The following is a 15,738-nucleotide window of genomic DNA, read 5'->3' as shown; positions in this document are numbered from 1 at the left end:
ATTATTAAAATCAGGCGAAATAGCCAACTGGACAACTAGGCTGACAGAGGGGGATCTCCTTACGCCGCTAACGGGGCTGTAGAAAAAGTCCCGCCCCTATTTTTGATCGCGCTCCTACGTAAAATCTGAATGTGTTTTCGGCCATATAAGTGTTCCAGATTTCAAGAGTAGGCCCTATTTTTAGATCATTTATTGATCAATTTCGACTCGAAATAGGCCTTCGACCTTTTTCTACAGCCTCAACGTCAAAATTTGCGGCAATTTTGGAGCGGCGAAGCCGCGGAGAAATTGTCCGACAACATTGACTTGTTAGGGCAAGGCACGCTACTCACAGAGATTTTCCACCTTTGGCTGATCATAGGCTAAAACGTCTATGCATTGATTTGAAAAGTAAAATGCATAGTGACGTATGTCCTCTCCTTTTCGCACGCCAGAAGAGATATGGTGTAGCTCATCAAGATACCAAGAGTCACCTACCTTAAAGCAACAACCATCAGCAGTGATCCCAGGGCCCCTCCTTGCGTCATTGAAACTGCTGGATTCTTCAATTGATGAGTAAGCAACGACGCAGTCAAACAAGATCCGATACATAGGGGAGGAGAGATTTTCGCCCCTTGCCAAGATTCGAAAGCCTTCGTAGTCGTCAAGCACCCCTTCACAGTTGAAACAGCCGCTTGGAAGCCAATTTTGGGCTATGTACGTCGAAGCCATGATTGTCCTAACATGTGTATATGAGCCCGGAAGACCACTTCGTCGGCGACTACTATGCACGGTGCCGAATTGCTGAAAAACCTTAAAAACCAACTTTAAATCACAGCATTAGTCGAAAAGCACCCAATTTAAACCACCGGCAAAACGGACGCCGCGACTCATATCCATGGTAGCCGATTAGCTGACCAAGACCATGATAACTCCCATTTTTTTCCAGATTTAACAACTTTCCCACAGATCATAGTCGCTATGATCATTTTTGCCCGACTGGAGAGAACGATCTTTGCTCACTGCTTCGGCTCAATCGCTGACCGGGCAGGGCGCTTGGCGTCTGCGTGAGAAAGACAATAAATGGCGGAAGGGTATGGGAGTCGAACCCACCAGGCGCGCGTTGCGCACCTCACCGGATTTGAAGTCCGGGCGCTCCACCGGGAAGCGATCCCCTTCCATTGTTCAGGGTTCGGCAGTGTAACCGGTTTCCTCGTTGTGTGAGAGGGTGACCGCCTGCCGCTGGCGGTAGGCCGGTTGTAGCCGGCGTTCCTCGTTGATGAAGGCGGTAACGCCGGCACGGTCCAGGTATTCCAGTACGCTGACGGTCAGGCGGCGGCCGATGCCGGAGCGGTCCCGGTAGGCGCGGGCGTCGAACGCGCCTGTGGGTGACTGTTCCGCCAGTTCTACCGCGATGGCCGCCAGCTCCGCCACGGATTCCGGTCGGTAGAACCGGTTGGGTGCCACGGCGACCAGCTGGCCCAGGCGATCCATTCGCTCCAGGAAGGCCAGCATGTCGTCCCGTGTCAGGCCCAGGGCTTCCGCCAGTTCACCGGCAATCGGCGGTTTCAGGCCGGTGCCCTCCAGTTGGTCCAGCACCCGTTCCAGCAAAGCCTGATCGGTGGGCTCCAGCCTGGGACGGTAGTCCGGTCGGCGGAAGCGAAAGCCGCTGCGGCTCAGTTCCCCCTGATCGATCAGTGCCTGCAGCAGTCGGTGACGTACCGGCTGGTCCAGAGGCGGGCCCGGCAGGTGGGTCAGTTCCGCTTCCGTGGGGCCGATCCGGTCCGGGTAGTCCCGGTGCCACTGGTCCAGGCGCTCCAGCAGGCGTGACTGCAACCCCGTCCAGTGTTCTGCGGCAAAGGCAAGACGTTGATGCCCCGCCCGGATCACCATTGGGCGCAGCCGCCCCAGCAGTTCCTGCAGTCGGTCGTCGGTCAGGTTGTTGGCCCTGGCGAATTGGTCCAGGTCCACACCCTGTGCCAGCGCCTGCAACCGGGCGTGCAGACGGCCGGTTGCATCCCGGCTGGCCGACAGGGCCGCCAGCAGTTGTGTGCGGCTCGCCGACGATCGCCCCCGCTGCAGACCGAACGGATCCAGCACCTCACCGCCGCCCAGCGTTACGTTCATGGCCGGGTCCCGCAGGATGACCCGGTCCCCGACACAGGCCTGCACCGGGGCGGACAGCATCAGTTGGGCGAGCAGCGGCGAAGCATCTTCACCTAACGCGAGTACCACCACCCGACCACTGACAGCGGCAGCGCCGATATGCATCACAAGCGCACCGCGATGTAACCGGGCCCCGGGCTGCAAGGTCAGCCGTACGTCCAGCCGGTCCGTGGGCTGGTACAACCAGGGAGCCACCAGCCAGTCGCCCCGGCTGATCCCGTCGCGGTCGATATTGCCGGACAGGTTCACGGCACAGCGGCTGCCCGCAGGTACCTGTTCCACATCCTCACCGTGCATCTGGAGCCCGCGGATACGTACCTTGATCCCGGATGGGGCGACCGTGAGGGCATCCTCCCGGTGCAGGCAACCGTCGGTCAGCGTGCCGGTCACCACGCAACCGCTGCCCTTGACGGTAAAACTGCGGTCCACCACCAGTCGTGCCCCTGCCTCGGGCGGCGCCGGTTGCTCTGATCGTTCAGCGGCCTGCTCCGCCAGCCACGCCTGCAATGCTGGCACGCCATCACCGGTGATTCCGGATACGGGAAACAGCGGCGCCCCCGCCAGACCGGTATCGGCCAAGAGTGTGGTCACTTCGGTCCTGACCTCCTCAAGGCGCTCGGGGGTCACCCGGTCCGCCCGGGTCAGCGCCACCAGGCCGTTGGTGACGCCCAGCAGGTCCAGGATGGCAAGATGCTCCCGGGTCTGGGGCATGGGGCCGTCGTCCGCCGCCACTACCAGCATCACCGCATCCACCGCCGTCACCCCGGCCACCATGTTGCGGATGAACTTTTCGTGGCCCGGCACATCCACAAAGCCGATCCAGGCCCCGGCCTCGGTCCGCGCCCAGGCGAACCCCAGGTCGATGGTCAGGCCGCGACGCTTTTCCTCTGCCAGGCGGTCGGTGTCCTCACCGGTCAGGGCGTGGATCAGGGTGGTCTTGCCATGGTCCACATGGCCGGCGGTGGCCACAATCACGGCTCGCTGCCCCCGGCCTCTAGCTGGGCAACCAGAGGCCCGGCGTCCTCCAGGCAACGGCAATCCAGCAACAGCGCCTCATCGGCGATACGTCCGATCACGGGGATGGGCAACTGGCGCAGGCGCGAGGACAGTGCCTTGAGCTGCCGGCCACGGTGGCGTTTGTTGCCACCCTGGGGCGTCAGCCGCACGGCGGCGCTGGGCAGCAGGTCCAGGGGCAGCGAACCACTGCCGATCTGGCTTCGGACCTCGGTGACATCCAGGTGCCAGTCCTGCCCGGCCCACCGGGACAGCGGCCCGATGAGGGTGTCAGCGGTCTGCCGGATGGCGGGTTCCGGGCGGGACAGCAGCCGCAGGGCGGGCACCCGTTGGGCCACGATGTCGGGATTGCCGTACAGGCGCAGCACCGCTTCCAGGGCCGCGAGGGTCTGTTTGTCGCAGCGCAGGGCCCGTTTCAGGGGGTTCTTCCTGATCTTCGCGATCAGGTCCCGACGGCCGGCGATGATGCCCGCCTGGGGACCGCCCAGCAGCTTGTCACCGCTGAAGGTGACCACGTCGACGCCCTGCTCCAGGGTACCCCGCACTGTGGGCTCGGCGGGCAGGCCCAGGGTGGTCATGTCCAGCAGACTGCCGCTGCCCAGGTCCACCGCCAGGGGGATCTGGTGGGTGTGGGCGATGGTGGCCAGGTCGGCTTCCGCTACCTCGGCGGTAAAACCTTCGATGCGGTAATTGCTGGTATGGGCTTTCATCAGCAGGCCCGTCCGGCTGCTGATGCCTTCCTCGAAATCCCGGGGATGGGTCCGGTTGGTGGTGCCTACTTCATGGAGCTTGCAGCCGGCCCGGGCCATGATGTCCGGCAGACGGAAGGCGCCGCCGATCTCGATCAGCTCGCCCCGGGACACAACCACTTCCTTGCGCCGGGCCAGGGTATTGAGTACCAGCAGCACGGCGGCGACGTTGTTGTTGACCACGGTGGCGGCCTCGGCGCCGGTCAGGCGGCAGACCCAGTCTTCCACATGGTCGTCCCGGTCACCGCGCTTGCCTTTCTCCAGATCGAATTCCAGGTTGGAGGCACCGGAGGCCACCGCCACCATGGCCTCGATGGCTTCCTGTGGCAGGGGCGCGCGGCCGAGGTTGGTGTGCAGCACGGTACCGGTGAGGTTGAACACCCGGCGCTGGGAGGGGGATACGGTGGACAGCACCGACTGTTCCACGTCGGCGGCGAAATCGGTGTCGTTAAAGGGCTCCGCCTGCTCGCGCCACTGCGCCAGCAAATTGCGCACGGCTTCCAGCACCAGCGGGCGGCCATGGATAGCACTGAGCCGGGCCATGACTGGCCAGGCAAGGAGTTGGTCTACAGAGGGTGGCCGTAGCCGAACATCCTCCGTCGAAATGGATTCAGAAGAAGTCATTGGTTCCGCCGTTCCTGGCGGAACCAGGAACGTTTACTCCGTGTGAGTCAGTAGCCGGACAATCTCCTCCAGGGCCTCATCCGCCAGCGCCCGCATCTCGTCATCGGTGCGGTCCTGTATCGGGTGACCCACGAACACCATGGCCGGCTCGAAGCCCAGGGTTTTCGACTGGGCCGCCGCGGCCTGGATGAATTCGCTGGAGGCAACGCCTACGCCCGGGATGTTGCGACCTTCCAGGTCTGCGATGTCATGTGTACAACACGACGTGCAGGAACCTCAGTCGGCAAGCCCTTCCACCACCAGGTCTATCTCACCGGCCATCTGTTGCTTCAGCTCGGTGGGCGCGACCCGGGTGAACGTGGGCTTGCGGTAGCGTTTGACGGTCACCTCCATGGCACCGAGACGTTCCTCGATGCGGTCCAGGAACACGTCACCCCGCGGCTTGGAGATATCCAGCAGTCCGACGGTCTTGCCCGCCAGGCTGTCGGGGCGGGCCAGCCTGGCCCTCACCGCGGGTGACAGCTCGCCCGTAGGGTCGAGCATCACGCTTGTGTGTGTCATACCTTCACCTCTCTGGTTACAGGACTGGAACCGACCGGACCGGACGCGGCCCAGCCGGCAATCACGGCAGAAAACAGGCCGGCGGTGCCGCCAGCCCGGACAATCAGCAAGCCGCCGGGGCGGAACTTGGGCACGGTCTTGTCCCGGAACTGCTCCGGGATGCCCTCGGCGATGCCGCCCGCGCCGGCGACCATTTCCTCGCCGGGGAACTGGAGCAGGCTTTCCAGTTCCTGGAGCAAACGGGCCTTGGTCCAGCCCGCCTCAATGAATACCCGGCTGTGTTCCGGCGAGACCACCAGCACCGCGTCGCCGGCCATGGCCATCTTGGGATGATCCACCGCCCTCAGGGCCAGGGCAAAGGACCTGGCCAGGGATTCCGGGTTGCGGGACTTCTGGTCGACGATGCCCTGCACGCCCTCCGCCGCAAACAGGGTGACGGCGGAGTTGCCGGAGGGCACGCCCCGCTCCTCCGCCAGCGGCAGCCATTCGCTGTCCTCCGCTTCGGCAAAACAGAAGGTGTACTTGCCCGGCGTGCCCAGGGTGGCCCGGTCGATCTCGCCGGGACGGCCACCCCCCACATTGCGGACGATCAGTTGCAGGGCGCGGCCAATGGTGGCGTTGGCGCGATTGCCCTGCCCCAGGGCGTTGCCACCGGAGTTCATACCGATGGATTTCGCCACCGGGCCATTAACAATGATCATTGGGCCGGCGAACATGGTGGTGCACAGCAGGCCATGGAGGCCGAACTCGTCGGTGAGCGCCGCTTCCAGGGCCGCCAGCACCACCGGCATGTACTCGGGTTTGCAGCCGGCCATGACGGCGTTAATGGCCACCTTCTCCACGGTGCAGGGCGCCAGGTCCGGTGGTACCAGGCCGATTTCCTCGGCCGGATCCCGGTCGGTGCCCTTGAGCATCCGCAGCACCCGTTCCGGTGTCGGCGGCACCACCGGCAGGCCATCGCTCCAGCCCCGCTCGTAGCAGGCTTCGATCAGGTCGTCGGCATCGGTGTCAATCTCGCGGGCACTCAGGCGGGTATCGCCGAACTGCAGCTCCAGTTTCTCGGCAATGCCCGGTTCCAGGGTTTTGGAGCCGCAGCCGGGGCGCATCAGGGGCAGGTCGTTGCCCAGCCCGGCGATGCCGGTCAGCTTCTGCCAGTCTTCCCGGTGCCAGCCGTAGGTGCGTTCCACTTCCTGGCCGTTCTCGACCCGGATCAGGGTGGGCACGAACTCGGTGTTCAGGCGAAAGGAGTGTTCAAGCGTGGCGTCATGCTGGGCACCTGCGACGCCTTCAGCAAACGTCGGATCATCCTGGGAGTAGACGGTCAGCGGCCCGGCCTCGCGGTCAATGTCCGCCAGCAGGGGTTCGATCAGTTGGCATGTCGGGCAGTCACGCTTGGCGACCACAATCAGGCCATCGGGTAATGGGGGCATAGTCAGGGTTCCGCCCGGTTTCCGGGTCTTGTTGTCCATTCGTATAGGACCACAGCATAGCAAGCGCCCGCCAAAAATCGAGCGCTTGTCCGAAAAATTAACCCAATTGAGATCGGGCCGGGCCTGTGAAACAGTATCTTCCAATGGAAACCGACAGGAAGGCCCATGAAGACCGTCTACTCTCCCCTGCACCATCGCCGTACCGCCACCTCAGAGCTGGACGGCGGCCTGCTGATCGAACCCCACGAGCGTCCGTCCCGCGCCGAGACCATCCTGCGGCGCGTAACGGATCAGGCGTTGGGGGAGATTGTCAAACCTGACGCCTTCGGACTGGAGCCGATTCTCCGCATTCACACCCCGAAGTACGTGTCCTTCCTGGAAACCTGCTGGCAGGAGTGGTCGTCTGCAGGCAAACCCGGCGAGGCCATCCCCCAGTTCTGGCCCGCCCGGGGCATGCGCCAGCGGCCAACGTCCGACATTGATGGCAGGCTGGGCTACTACGCGTTGGGAGCGGACACCTCCATTACCGACGGCACCTGGGAAGCCGCCCGGGCGTCGGTGGACGTCGCCCTCACCGCCCGGAAACTGGTCGCCAACGGCGAACGCGCCGCCTTCGCCCTGTGCCGCCCACCTGGCCACCACGCGGCGGCGGACCTGTTCGGCGGCTACTGCTTCTTCAACAATGCCGGCATCGTCGCCCAGGCGTTCCTGGACCAGGGTGCCAAACGGGTGGCCATCCTGGATGTGGACTTCCACCATGGCAACGGCACCCAGAGCATTTTCTATGATCGCAGCGATGTGCTGACCATCAGCCTCCACGGCGACCCGGATCGGGTGTTCCCCCACTTCCTGGGGTACGAAGATGAAACCGGCGAAGGGGATGGTGAAGGCTATAACCTGAACATCGTCTATCCACCCGGAACGCCGTTCAGCCAATGGCGGGAAGGGCTGGAAACCGCCTGCCGGCGTATTGCCGAGTTCCAGCCGGACGCGCTGGTGGTACCGCTGGGCGTGGATACCTTCGAGGGGGATCCGATTTCGTTCTTCAGGCTGAAATCAGAGGACTACCTGGAAGTGGGGGAACGACTGGGTCAGCTTGGGCTGCCGACCGTAATCACCATGGAGGGTGGATACGACGTGGATGCGATTGGGGTGAACGTGGCGAACGTGCTGGCAGGGTTCGATCGGTCGCCCTGACCAGCCTATCTTCGTAGCCCGTCAGGCGTGGTTATCGAGCTGACTCCGCCCGGGTCCAGGTCGACGTCCGCCCAAACAGCGGCACGCCTACATACCCCCGCAACTCCAGGGTATCGGGCTCTTCCAGGGACACCTTGGCGTTGTAGGTCTTGCCGCTTTCCGGGTCGTAGACCTGGCCGTCTTCCCAGGTTTCGCCATCGCCACTGGCCTTGAGGCCCCAGACGATCTTCAGGCCTTCGATGGGACGGTCACGGAGCTCGGGTTCCGGGTTTTCGGCGTCGACTTTGGGGTTACCCTCGTCATCCAGGGGTTCCTCCAGCCAGACGATGTGGCCGCACAGCTCATCACCACAGGATTCAAGCTGTACCTGGGCGCTGTCGTCTTCGGTATTCCAGAGGCCTTGTGGATCGGCCGCGTAGGCTTCGCGGACAGCAAGGAAGGACAGGACAACCGCCATGGCGGTCAGCACATTCAGTTTGGTCTTCATGGTGCGGATCTCATTGTTTTTGTTATTCCCGTCTTCAGCGGGAGTACGGCAAGAATATCGGGCACGCACGGGAATTTCCAGACCCTTTTCGCACAACCTGAATCCAGGGCAGACAACCCGCCTGCCCTGGCGTTGTTGGTGTTATTGCAGCGTTGCCCGCACCACCGTGTTGGTGTCGGTGCCGAACCAGAACGCCCTTTCCTCGGGGTCGAATACCATATGGCGAACGGTGCCTCCCCCGCTGGGAATAGTGGCCGGCTCGGAGAAGGTCTCCGTCTCCGGGTCAAACCCGATCAGGCGGTTGGGATTGTCGCCGGTTTCCACAAACCAGGGCCTCCCCTGGTCATCCAGTGCCATGGCGTAAGGGCGGGCGTCAGCACCACCGGGAATCGGCCATTCCTGGATGTCGCCGCTGCTGATCTCGTACCGGCCCAGGAAACCCTCCGCGTAGTCCACATACCAGAGCTGACCATCGTCGGTAATATCCAGCCGCCGCGGACGGGCGCCCTCCCTGGGCAGCTCAACCTCGTGGATCTCTCCTTTCGCGTCCACCGTGGCCAGCTTGTTGGTACCGAACAGCGCCACCCACGGCCGGTTCTCCTGGCTGACCACAATGCCGTAGGGTCGGGCCCATTCGGTTTCCACATCGAACATGCGGAAGTCGTGCTGGTCCACGTCCAGCCAGCCGATGCGGTTGCCGCCCTGCTCCGTAAAGAAAATATCGCCGTTGGAGTCGAAGGCCATGGTGTGCACATCCTTGGGTCCATCCCCGTGGGGTTTGAACTTGCGGATGTCGCCGGTTTCCGGGTCGATCAGGCCGATATGTTCCGCCTGGTTGCCGGCATAGAAGGCGCCGCGTTCATCGGCGATGACGTTGTGGGGGCCGGTGCCCGGGTCCAGGCGGTAGCGTTTCAGGTCACCGGTTTCCGGGTTCAGGGTGGCCACGTAGTCACCGGCCTGCCCCACGAACCAGATGGTGTTCTCCTGCGGGCCCACCCAGGGGTCCCGGGGGCGGGTGTTGTCCCAGGGAACCTTCCATTCCTTCAGCGCCGGGGTGGCGGGGGTTTCCGCCTGCGCCGGCAGCACCGACCAGGCCGCTGTCATTATGGCTAGAACACAGAGTGTACGTTTCATCGTCGTTCTCCCTGGAGCAGGTCCTTTGGTTCAATCCACTGTCTTTGGTTCACTCCACTGTCTTTGACTCACTATAGTACGAAAGGTCTGGCTGAAAGATGGCGGGCAAGTTCCCCCCTCCTGAGCGGATCAGGGCATGACCACGGCCACCATCACCGGGATAAACACCAGCGCAAACAGCGTGCTGAGCAATGCCGTGCCGGCCGCCTGCCGTGGCGCGGTGTCCAGCAGGGTGGCAATCACCACGGTATTGGCGGCAATGGGCGTAATGGAGATCAGGAAGATGGCCTGGTGGACGGCGGTATCGTAGATGCCCAGCACGCTGGCATCCAGCCACCACAGCCCCAGGGCCACCAGAGGCCAGACCAGGAACTTGCCGGAAAAGGCCAGCCCGGTGAAGCGGATATTGCCCGCCAGCCCCCGGAAACTGAGGATGCCCATGCCGATGATCATCATGCCCAGGATACTGTAGGCGCCCCGCAGGTTGTCGAACAGGGGCACCAGTACCTGGGGGATCCCGATGCCGGACAGGTTCAGCACCACCGCCAGCAGGAAGGCGTACACCGACGGCAACCGGGCTACCCTTACCAGGGCGTCGCGAATGCCATAACGCCCCCGGGCCGCCAGGTAGAAGCCCACGGAGTTCTCGAACAGGGTGGTGCCCAACATGCAGACGATATACAGCGCCAGCCCCTGCTCGCCGAACAGCAGCAGGGCCACCGGTATACCGAAATAGCCGGTATTGCCGGTGCCCACGGACAGGGGAATGATACTGGCACTGCCGTCGTGCAGCAGCCGCCGGGCCAGCCACAGGAGGGCAAGACCGATGGCCGAGCAGATCAGGAACACGATAAACGGCAGCAGGATGACGGACGGCGACAGGGGCGCCGCCATGACACCGGAGAACACCACGGACGGCGTCACGATATACAGCATGATGCCGGCGATATGGCGACCACTGGCCTCCAGGTAACGACCGGCCAGCCAGCCCAGGGCAACCGTGATATAAAGCGGGAGGAGTTTGTATAGGAGGGCCAGGGCTGCGGTCATGATGTCTCCGGTCTGGGAAGACGCCATTGTACCCCTGCCCGAGGTCGGGAAACACCGTTGCCACGCCGGCACGCCCCGTACCCCGTCGAAAAGTGGACATGATCTATGTCATTTCACGGAAGGCGGGCATAATGGAATAATCCTGTTGCATTCTTGACCAGGCTGATGCGAACCATGAGCGATCCCCACGAGCACGGCGCCCCGAATCCACCGGCATCCTCTCCCTGCCTGCTGGATTCCTGCCAGCCGGAATTTGCCCGGCAGGCCGGCCCCCAACCGTCCCTTGCGCTGCTGAACAGTCTGAGCCGGGTATTTGGTATCCGCCTGCACAGCCGGCAGACGGACTCACCGGAGCGTCGCTACCTGGAGGTTCTGGCCCGGCTGTTCCAGGTTCGCCGGGTGGACCCGGAGACCACCCTGGAACAGCATGACAGCCCCTGGTCCCACGTCTACCTGATCCAGCACGGTGTCATGCGCCTGTACCGCGAGGCGCCGAGCGGCCGAATCGCGGTGCATCATTTCTTCTCGGAAGGTGACCTGGTGTGGCCGGTGTTCGGTCGTACCCGGACCAGGCGCAATACCCTGTGCCTGACGTCGGTCACCCACTGCACCCTGTGGATGGCCAGCTTCCCGGCGTTCCGCTCCGCCGTCACCAGTCGTGGCGACGGCGCCTGGGCCCGCTTTGCCCTGTCGCTGACCGAAGAACTGGCGGAACTGACCAGCATGCGGGAGTTCCGCAAGCAGACCATGCCGGCAAAGGACCGCTACCGGTTGTTGCTGGAGGAATATCCGGAGCTGGTCCGGCGGGTGCCGGACAATCAACTGGCGGCCTGGCTGGGGGTGGTGCCGGCAACATTCTCACGGCTGAAGAACGCCAGGTAGCCCCATTCAAATGACCATCGGGTTAACCGCGAACCGGGTCACGCCACGGTGACTGACGATTTTTTAACCACCCTGAAACCATCAACAATCGCATCGCCGGCTGATATCTAGAGCGCTGTAAATAAACCGCATTATCGAGATCAAGGGATTTGCCGGGGAGGGTACCTGTCGCAACAGAAGGGACAACACGCCGCCGCCCAACCCGTGTTCGCTGCGCGAACTGTGATAACCTCACTCAACATATTTCGCACCCGTGCAGCCCGGTAAGACAACGTCATGACCATTATCGAATCCCGCCCCACAACCATCCATGATCGCATCGAGGAATGGCTTAACAGCGCCACCCATGGCATCGGTGCCATCCTCAGTGTCATCGGAACGGCGGCCCTGATCATCGCTGCCGGCCAGCTTGGCGATGTCTGGAAGGTGGTGAGTTTCAGTATCTTTGGTGCCACCCTGATCCTGCTGTACCTGGCGTCCGCCTTCTACCACGGCAGCCGCAGCCCGAAACTCAGGTCGACCTTCAAGACCCTGGACCACTGTGCCATTTTCCTGCTCATCGCGGGCACCTATACGCCCTTCCTGCTGGTTAACATGCGGGGGACTGTGGGGTGGACCTTCTTTTCCATTATCTGGTCACTGGCCGTTACCGGCGTGGTCCTGAAGATAATCTTCAAACACCGGTTCAGGCTGGTTCGGGTGGGTATCTACCTGGCCATGGGCTGGCTGATCGTGTTCGCTTCCGCCGACCTGATGAACAGTCTCAGTGAGACCGGACTGAGGCTGATCATTGCCGGCGGCCTGGTTTACACCATCGGGGTGATCTTCTACCTGATGGACCGCATCCCCTACATGCATGCGGTGTGGCACCTGTTCGTGATTGGCGGCAGCGCCTGTCATTTCAGCGCCATCTACCTCGGCGTCCTGCCCCATACCACCTGACCCCGGGGTGGTCCCATGCGGACCACCCGCGGGCTGTCGTGCCACGACTATGAGTGGCTACCTCTTATTATCCGATGCGCCTGACTGGCTACCACTACCGGGGTACACGCTGCAACCTACTGTTATTAAAGAACTAAAACGGCAGAAAAACCTCCCGCACCGGCATCCTCATTGCCAACACCAGGTGGCGACAGTCGTCCTTGTCATTTATCAATTTCCGTACTCCAGGGGCTGACTAGAGTCTCCACAGACCCTATCAAAACAGCCACCTGGAGTGCATGAATATGGTGACATCGGACGCACTGGATAAGCGGGGCCAGAACCGGGCCCTGGCCATATCCACCTTCGCCTTCACCCTGTGTTTTGCGGTGTGGACCATCTTTTCCATCATCGGCATCAAGCTCAAGCAGGATTTCGGACTGTCCGATACCCAGCTCGGCCTGCTGATGGCCACCCCCATCCTGACGGGCTCCATCAGCCGGCTATTCCTGGGCATCTGGACCGACCGGTTCGGCGGTCGCAAGGTATTCAGCCTGCTGATGCTGATCACCGCTGCCTGTGTCTACCTGCTCACCTTTGCCAACAGCTATTACCTGCTGCTGGTTGGCGCCCTGGGTGTCGGCCTGGCCGGTGGCGGCTTCATCGTGGGGGTAACCTATACCTCGGCCTGGTTCGAGCCCGGCAAGCAGGGCACGGCCCTGGGCATCTTCGGTGCCGGCAACGTGGGCGCGGCCATTACCAACTTCGGCGCGCCCTTCCTGCTGGTGGCGCTGGGTTGGCAGAACACCGCCCTGGTCTACGCCACTGTCATGGCGGTGATGGGGGTGGCCTTCCTGTTCCTGGCGAAGGAGGACCCGCTGGCGGAAGAACGGGCGGAGCGCCGTAAGCAGTCGTTCCTGGCCCAGCTCAGTCCACTGGCTGACCTACGGGTGTGGCGATTCTCCCTGTACTACTTCTTCGTGTTCGGAGCCTTCGTGGCCCTGGCCCTGTGGCTGCCCCATTACCTGATCCAGGTCTACGGCCTGGATATCAAGACCGCCGGTATCATTGCCGCCCTGTACACCATTCCCGCCTCCCTGTTCCGCATCCTGGGGGGATGGATGTCCGACAGGTACGGCGCCCGCCGGGTGATGTACTGGACCTTTATCGCATCGGCCATCTGCACCTTCCTGCTCAGCTACCCTCCCACCGAGTACGTGGTGCATGGTATTCACGGCGAGATCAGTTTCAGTCTGTCCATGAGCCTGGCTGGTTTCGTGGTGCTGACGTTCGTACTGGGCTTTTTCATGTCCCTGGGCAAGGCCGCGGTGTTCAAGCATATTCCGGTCTACTACCCGAAGAGCGTGGGCGCCGTCGGTGGCGTGGTTGGCATGATCGGCGGCCTGGGCGGCTTTTTCCTGCCCCTCACCTTCGGCATGCTCAATGACGTGATCGGCGTCTACCAGAGCACATTCATGCTGCTTTTCGTGATTGTTGCCGGTGCCCTGGCCTGGATGCACTACGCCATCCGCAGTGCCGAACGCATCGAATGGACCGCCCGGGAAGAGAAGACCGACCTGCCGGAACTGTCCACGCCCAACGCCTTCGTGCTTGAGGACTGGCGCCCGGAAGATCCCGAATTCTGGGAGGCCAGGGGCAGGCATATTGCCAAGCGCAATCTGTGGATTTCCATTCCCAACCTGTTCCTCGCCTTTGCGGTGTGGACCATCTGGAGCATCCTGGTGGTGAAGATGCCCCAGCTGGGCTTCGAATACAGCTCGAACCAGCTGTTCTGGCTGGCGGCACTGCCCGCCCTTTCCGGCGCCACCCTGCGGATCTTCTACAGTTTTATGGTGCCCATCTTCGGGGGGCGGCGCTGGACGGCCATTTCCACGGCCTCGCTGCTGCTGCCCTGCCTGTGGATCGGCTTTGCCATCCAGAATACCGATACGCCCTACCTGATCATGCTGATCCTGGCACTGCTATGCGGTTTCGGTGGCGGTAACTTTGCCTCCAGCATGGCGAATATCAGCTTCTTCTATCCGCAGGCCCGGAAAGGTGGCGCCATGGGCATGAATGCCGGGCTGGGTAACCTGGGGGTATCCGGCATGCAACTGCTGGGGCCGCTGGTGATTGCCATCAGCCTGTTCGGCCCCATTGGCGGCGAACCACTGATCATCCAGCAGGGGGCCAACGCCGGTGAGCCGCTTTGGCTGCAGAACGCCGCCTTCCTGTGGGTACCGCTGATCATCCTGGGCAGTGTGGCCGCCTGGTTCGGCATGAACGACATTGCCGACGCCAAGGCCAGCTTCAGGGAGCAGGCGGTGATTTTCAGACGCAAGGACAACTGGCTGATGTGCTGGCTCTACCTGGGCATGTTCGGCAGCTTTATCGGCTTTGCCGCCGGCTTCCCCCTGCTTTCGGGCATGCAGTTCCCGGACGTGGACCCGGTGAAGTACGCCTTCCTGGGGCCACTGGTGGGCGCCCTGGCCCGCCCCCTCGGCGGCGTCCTCGCCGACAGGCTGGGCGGTGCCACCGTTACCCTGTGGACCTTCGCGGTCATGATTGCTGGCGTGTTCGGCGTGTTGTTCTTCCTGCCCAACGAACTGACCCCGGGCAGCTTCTGGGGCTTCTTCGGCTGCTTCCTGGTACTTTTCGTGGCAACCGGCATTGGCAATGGATCCACCTTCCGCATGGTACCGGTGATCTTCCGCAACCTGCTGGGGCGCGAGATGCCCGGCAAGCCGGAGGAGGCCCAGAAGGCCGCCAATCGGGAGTCCGCGGCGGTGCTCGGCTTCATCTCCGCCTTTGCCGCGTATGGCGGATTCTTCATTCCCAAGGCCTATGGTTCCTCCATCGACCTGACGGGCGGCGTGGCGGCGGCACTCGTCGGTTTCATTGCTTTCTACGTCAGTTGTTTGCTGGTCACCTGGTGGTTCTACGCCAGGAAGAACGCACCCTCTCCCTGTTGATACACACCATCCCCTACAGCCCCCGGAAACGGGGGCTTTTGCGTTATACTGACCCATTGATCAACGGCAGGAGCGCGTCATGGCAAAGTGGCTGGTGAAAAGTGAGCCCGATGAGTGTGGCATCGACGACTTCGCCACAGCTCCGGATCGGGTGATTCCCTGGGACGGTGTCCGGAACTACCAGGCCCGTAATTTCCTCCGCCAGATGAATGAGGGTGACCAGGTGCTCCTCTACCACTCCAGTTGCCGGCATATCGGTGTCGCTGGCGTGGTGACCGTGGTGCGGGCGGCCTACCCGGATCCGACCCAGTTTGATCCATCATCCCCCTACCATGACCCCAAAGCCACCCGGGAGAAGCCCCGCTGGGACGCGGTGGACATGCAGTTTGTCCGCAAGCTGCCACGCATCATTCCGCTGGCCGAACTCAAGGCCATCCCGGCACTGGCAGACATGCCCCTGGTCCGCAAGGGCAACCGGCTGTCGGTGATGCCGGTTACCGACGATGAATGGGCTGCCATCCCCGACCCGGGATAGCATCGGCCCGCCCACTGTCATCACAGCACGATAGTCT

12 protein-coding genes and 1 tRNA gene are annotated in these 15,738 nt (G+C 62.5%); 5 read left to right on the top strand and 8 right to left on the bottom strand.

Going from position 1 to position 15,738, the window contains the following annotated elements:
* Window positions 1-1,063 precede the first annotated feature (1,063 nt).
* From RO069_RS10820 to RO069_RS10800, 5 genes are all read right to left on the bottom strand, one after another.
* Window positions 1,064-1,159 (bottom strand) — tRNA-Sec (locus RO069_RS10820).
* 5 nt (window positions 1,160-1,164) lie between these two features.
* Window positions 1,165-3,120, bottom strand: coding sequence for a selenocysteine-specific translation elongation factor (gene selB / locus RO069_RS10815; protein ID WP_328187436.1), 1,956 nt, complete (start codon window positions 3,118-3,120; stop codon window positions 1,165-1,167).
* Window positions 3,117-4,532, bottom strand: a complete 1,416-nt coding sequence (gene selA / locus RO069_RS10810; RefSeq protein ID WP_328187435.1) for an L-seryl-tRNA(Sec) selenium transferase — start codon at window positions 4,530-4,532, stop codon at window positions 3,117-3,119. The genes selB and selA overlap by 4 nt, the downstream gene beginning before the upstream one ends.
* Before the next feature lie 33 nt (window positions 4,533-4,565).
* Window positions 4,566-5,093: a UGSC family (seleno)protein gene (locus RO069_RS10805; protein ID WP_328187433.1), complete on the bottom strand. Its 528-nt coding sequence runs from the start codon at window positions 5,091-5,093 to the stop codon at window positions 4,566-4,568.
* Entirely contained in the window at window positions 5,090-6,523 is a 1,434-nt protein-coding gene (locus tag RO069_RS10800) for a thioredoxin family protein (protein WP_328187431.1), read from the bottom strand. Before RO069_RS10800 ends, RO069_RS10805 begins: the two co-directional genes overlap by 4 nt.
* A 165-nt stretch (window positions 6,524-6,688) precedes the next feature.
* Here RO069_RS10800 and RO069_RS10795 point away from each other — a divergent pair, with 165 nt between their 5' ends.
* Window positions 6,689-7,720 (top strand): histone deacetylase family protein, encoded by a 1,032-nt coding sequence (locus tag RO069_RS10795; protein WP_328187430.1) that lies wholly within the window; start codon window positions 6,689-6,691, stop codon window positions 7,718-7,720.
* 31 nt (window positions 7,721-7,751) lie between these two features.
* Here the strand turns inward: RO069_RS10795 and RO069_RS10790 are convergent, their stop codons facing one another.
* From RO069_RS10790 to RO069_RS10780, 3 genes are all read right to left on the bottom strand, one after another.
* Window positions 7,752-8,207 (bottom strand): DUF2147 domain-containing protein, encoded by a 456-nt coding sequence (locus tag RO069_RS10790; protein WP_328187428.1) that lies wholly within the window; start codon window positions 8,205-8,207, stop codon window positions 7,752-7,754.
* A 141-nt stretch (window positions 8,208-8,348) separates the two neighbouring features.
* Complete coding sequence (locus RO069_RS10785) at window positions 8,349-9,341, bottom strand: Vgb family protein (RefSeq protein WP_328187426.1); 993 nt, start codon at window positions 9,339-9,341, stop codon at window positions 8,349-8,351.
* Between the two features lie 129 nt (window positions 9,342-9,470).
* Entirely contained in the window at window positions 9,471-10,391 is a 921-nt protein-coding gene (locus RO069_RS10780; protein WP_328187424.1) for an AEC family transporter, read from the bottom strand.
* A gap of 174 nt (window positions 10,392-10,565) precedes the next feature.
* Between RO069_RS10780 and RO069_RS10775 the strand changes: the two genes are divergently transcribed.
* The 4 genes from RO069_RS10775 (at window position 10,566) to RO069_RS10760 (ending at window position 15,701) form a co-directional block, all read left to right on the top strand.
* On the top strand, window positions 10,566-11,273 hold the full coding sequence (locus RO069_RS10775) for a Crp/Fnr family transcriptional regulator (protein WP_328187422.1): 708 nt from the start codon (window positions 10,566-10,568) through the stop codon (window positions 11,271-11,273).
* A gap of 276 nt (window positions 11,274-11,549) precedes the next feature.
* Window positions 11,550-12,215, top strand: a complete 666-nt coding sequence (gene trhA, locus RO069_RS10770) for a PAQR family membrane homeostasis protein TrhA (protein WP_328187420.1) — start codon at window positions 11,550-11,552, stop codon at window positions 12,213-12,215.
* A 278-nt stretch (window positions 12,216-12,493) separates the two neighbouring features.
* Window positions 12,494-15,166, top strand: a complete 2,673-nt coding sequence (locus RO069_RS10765) for a nitrate/nitrite transporter (RefSeq protein WP_328187418.1) — start codon at window positions 12,494-12,496, stop codon at window positions 15,164-15,166.
* Between the two features lie 79 nt (window positions 15,167-15,245).
* Window positions 15,246-15,701 carry an EVE domain-containing protein gene (locus tag RO069_RS10760; RefSeq protein WP_328187416.1) on the top strand — a complete coding sequence of 152 codons (456 nt, stop codon included), beginning with the start codon at window positions 15,246-15,248 and terminating at the stop codon, window positions 15,699-15,701.
* Window positions 15,702-15,738: the final 37 nt, after the last annotated feature.

Origin of the sequence: Marinobacter sp. OP 3.4, from assembly GCF_036224885.1 — a bacterium.
GTDB lineage: Bacteria > Pseudomonadota > Gammaproteobacteria > Pseudomonadales > Oleiphilaceae > Marinobacter.
Note: the sequence above shows the minus strand (reverse complement) of the source record. Positions and strands in the feature narration are given on the sequence as shown.

Coding starts and splice junctions, on each gene's coding strand:
- RO069_RS10790 (WP_328187428.1), bottom strand. CDS start 8,207: ATGAAGACCAAACTGAATGTGCTGACCGCCATGGCGGTTGTCCTGTCC.
- RO069_RS10760 (WP_328187416.1), top strand. CDS start 15,246: ATGGCAAAGTGGCTGGTGAAAAGTGAGCCCGATGAGTGTGGCATCGAC.
- RO069_RS10795 (WP_328187430.1), top strand. CDS start 6,689: ATGAAGACCGTCTACTCTCCCCTGCACCATCGCCGTACCGCCACCTCA.
- RO069_RS10775 (WP_328187422.1), top strand. CDS start 10,566: ATGAGCGATCCCCACGAGCACGGCGCCCCGAATCCACCGGCATCCTCT.
- trhA (WP_328187420.1), top strand. CDS start 11,550: ATGACCATTATCGAATCCCGCCCCACAACCATCCATGATCGCATCGAG.
- selA (WP_328187435.1), bottom strand. CDS start 4,532: ATGACTTCTTCTGAATCCATTTCGACGGAGGATGTTCGGCTACGGCCA.
- RO069_RS10785 (WP_328187426.1), bottom strand. CDS start 9,341: ATGAAACGTACACTCTGTGTTCTAGCCATAATGACAGCGGCCTGGTCG.
- RO069_RS10800 (WP_328187431.1), bottom strand. CDS start 6,523: ATGCCCCCATTACCCGATGGCCTGATTGTGGTCGCCAAGCGTGACTGC.
- RO069_RS10780 (WP_328187424.1), bottom strand. CDS start 10,391: ATGACCGCAGCCCTGGCCCTCCTATACAAACTCCTCCCGCTTTATATC.
- RO069_RS10765 (WP_328187418.1), top strand. CDS start 12,494: ATGAATATGGTGACATCGGACGCACTGGATAAGCGGGGCCAGAACCGG.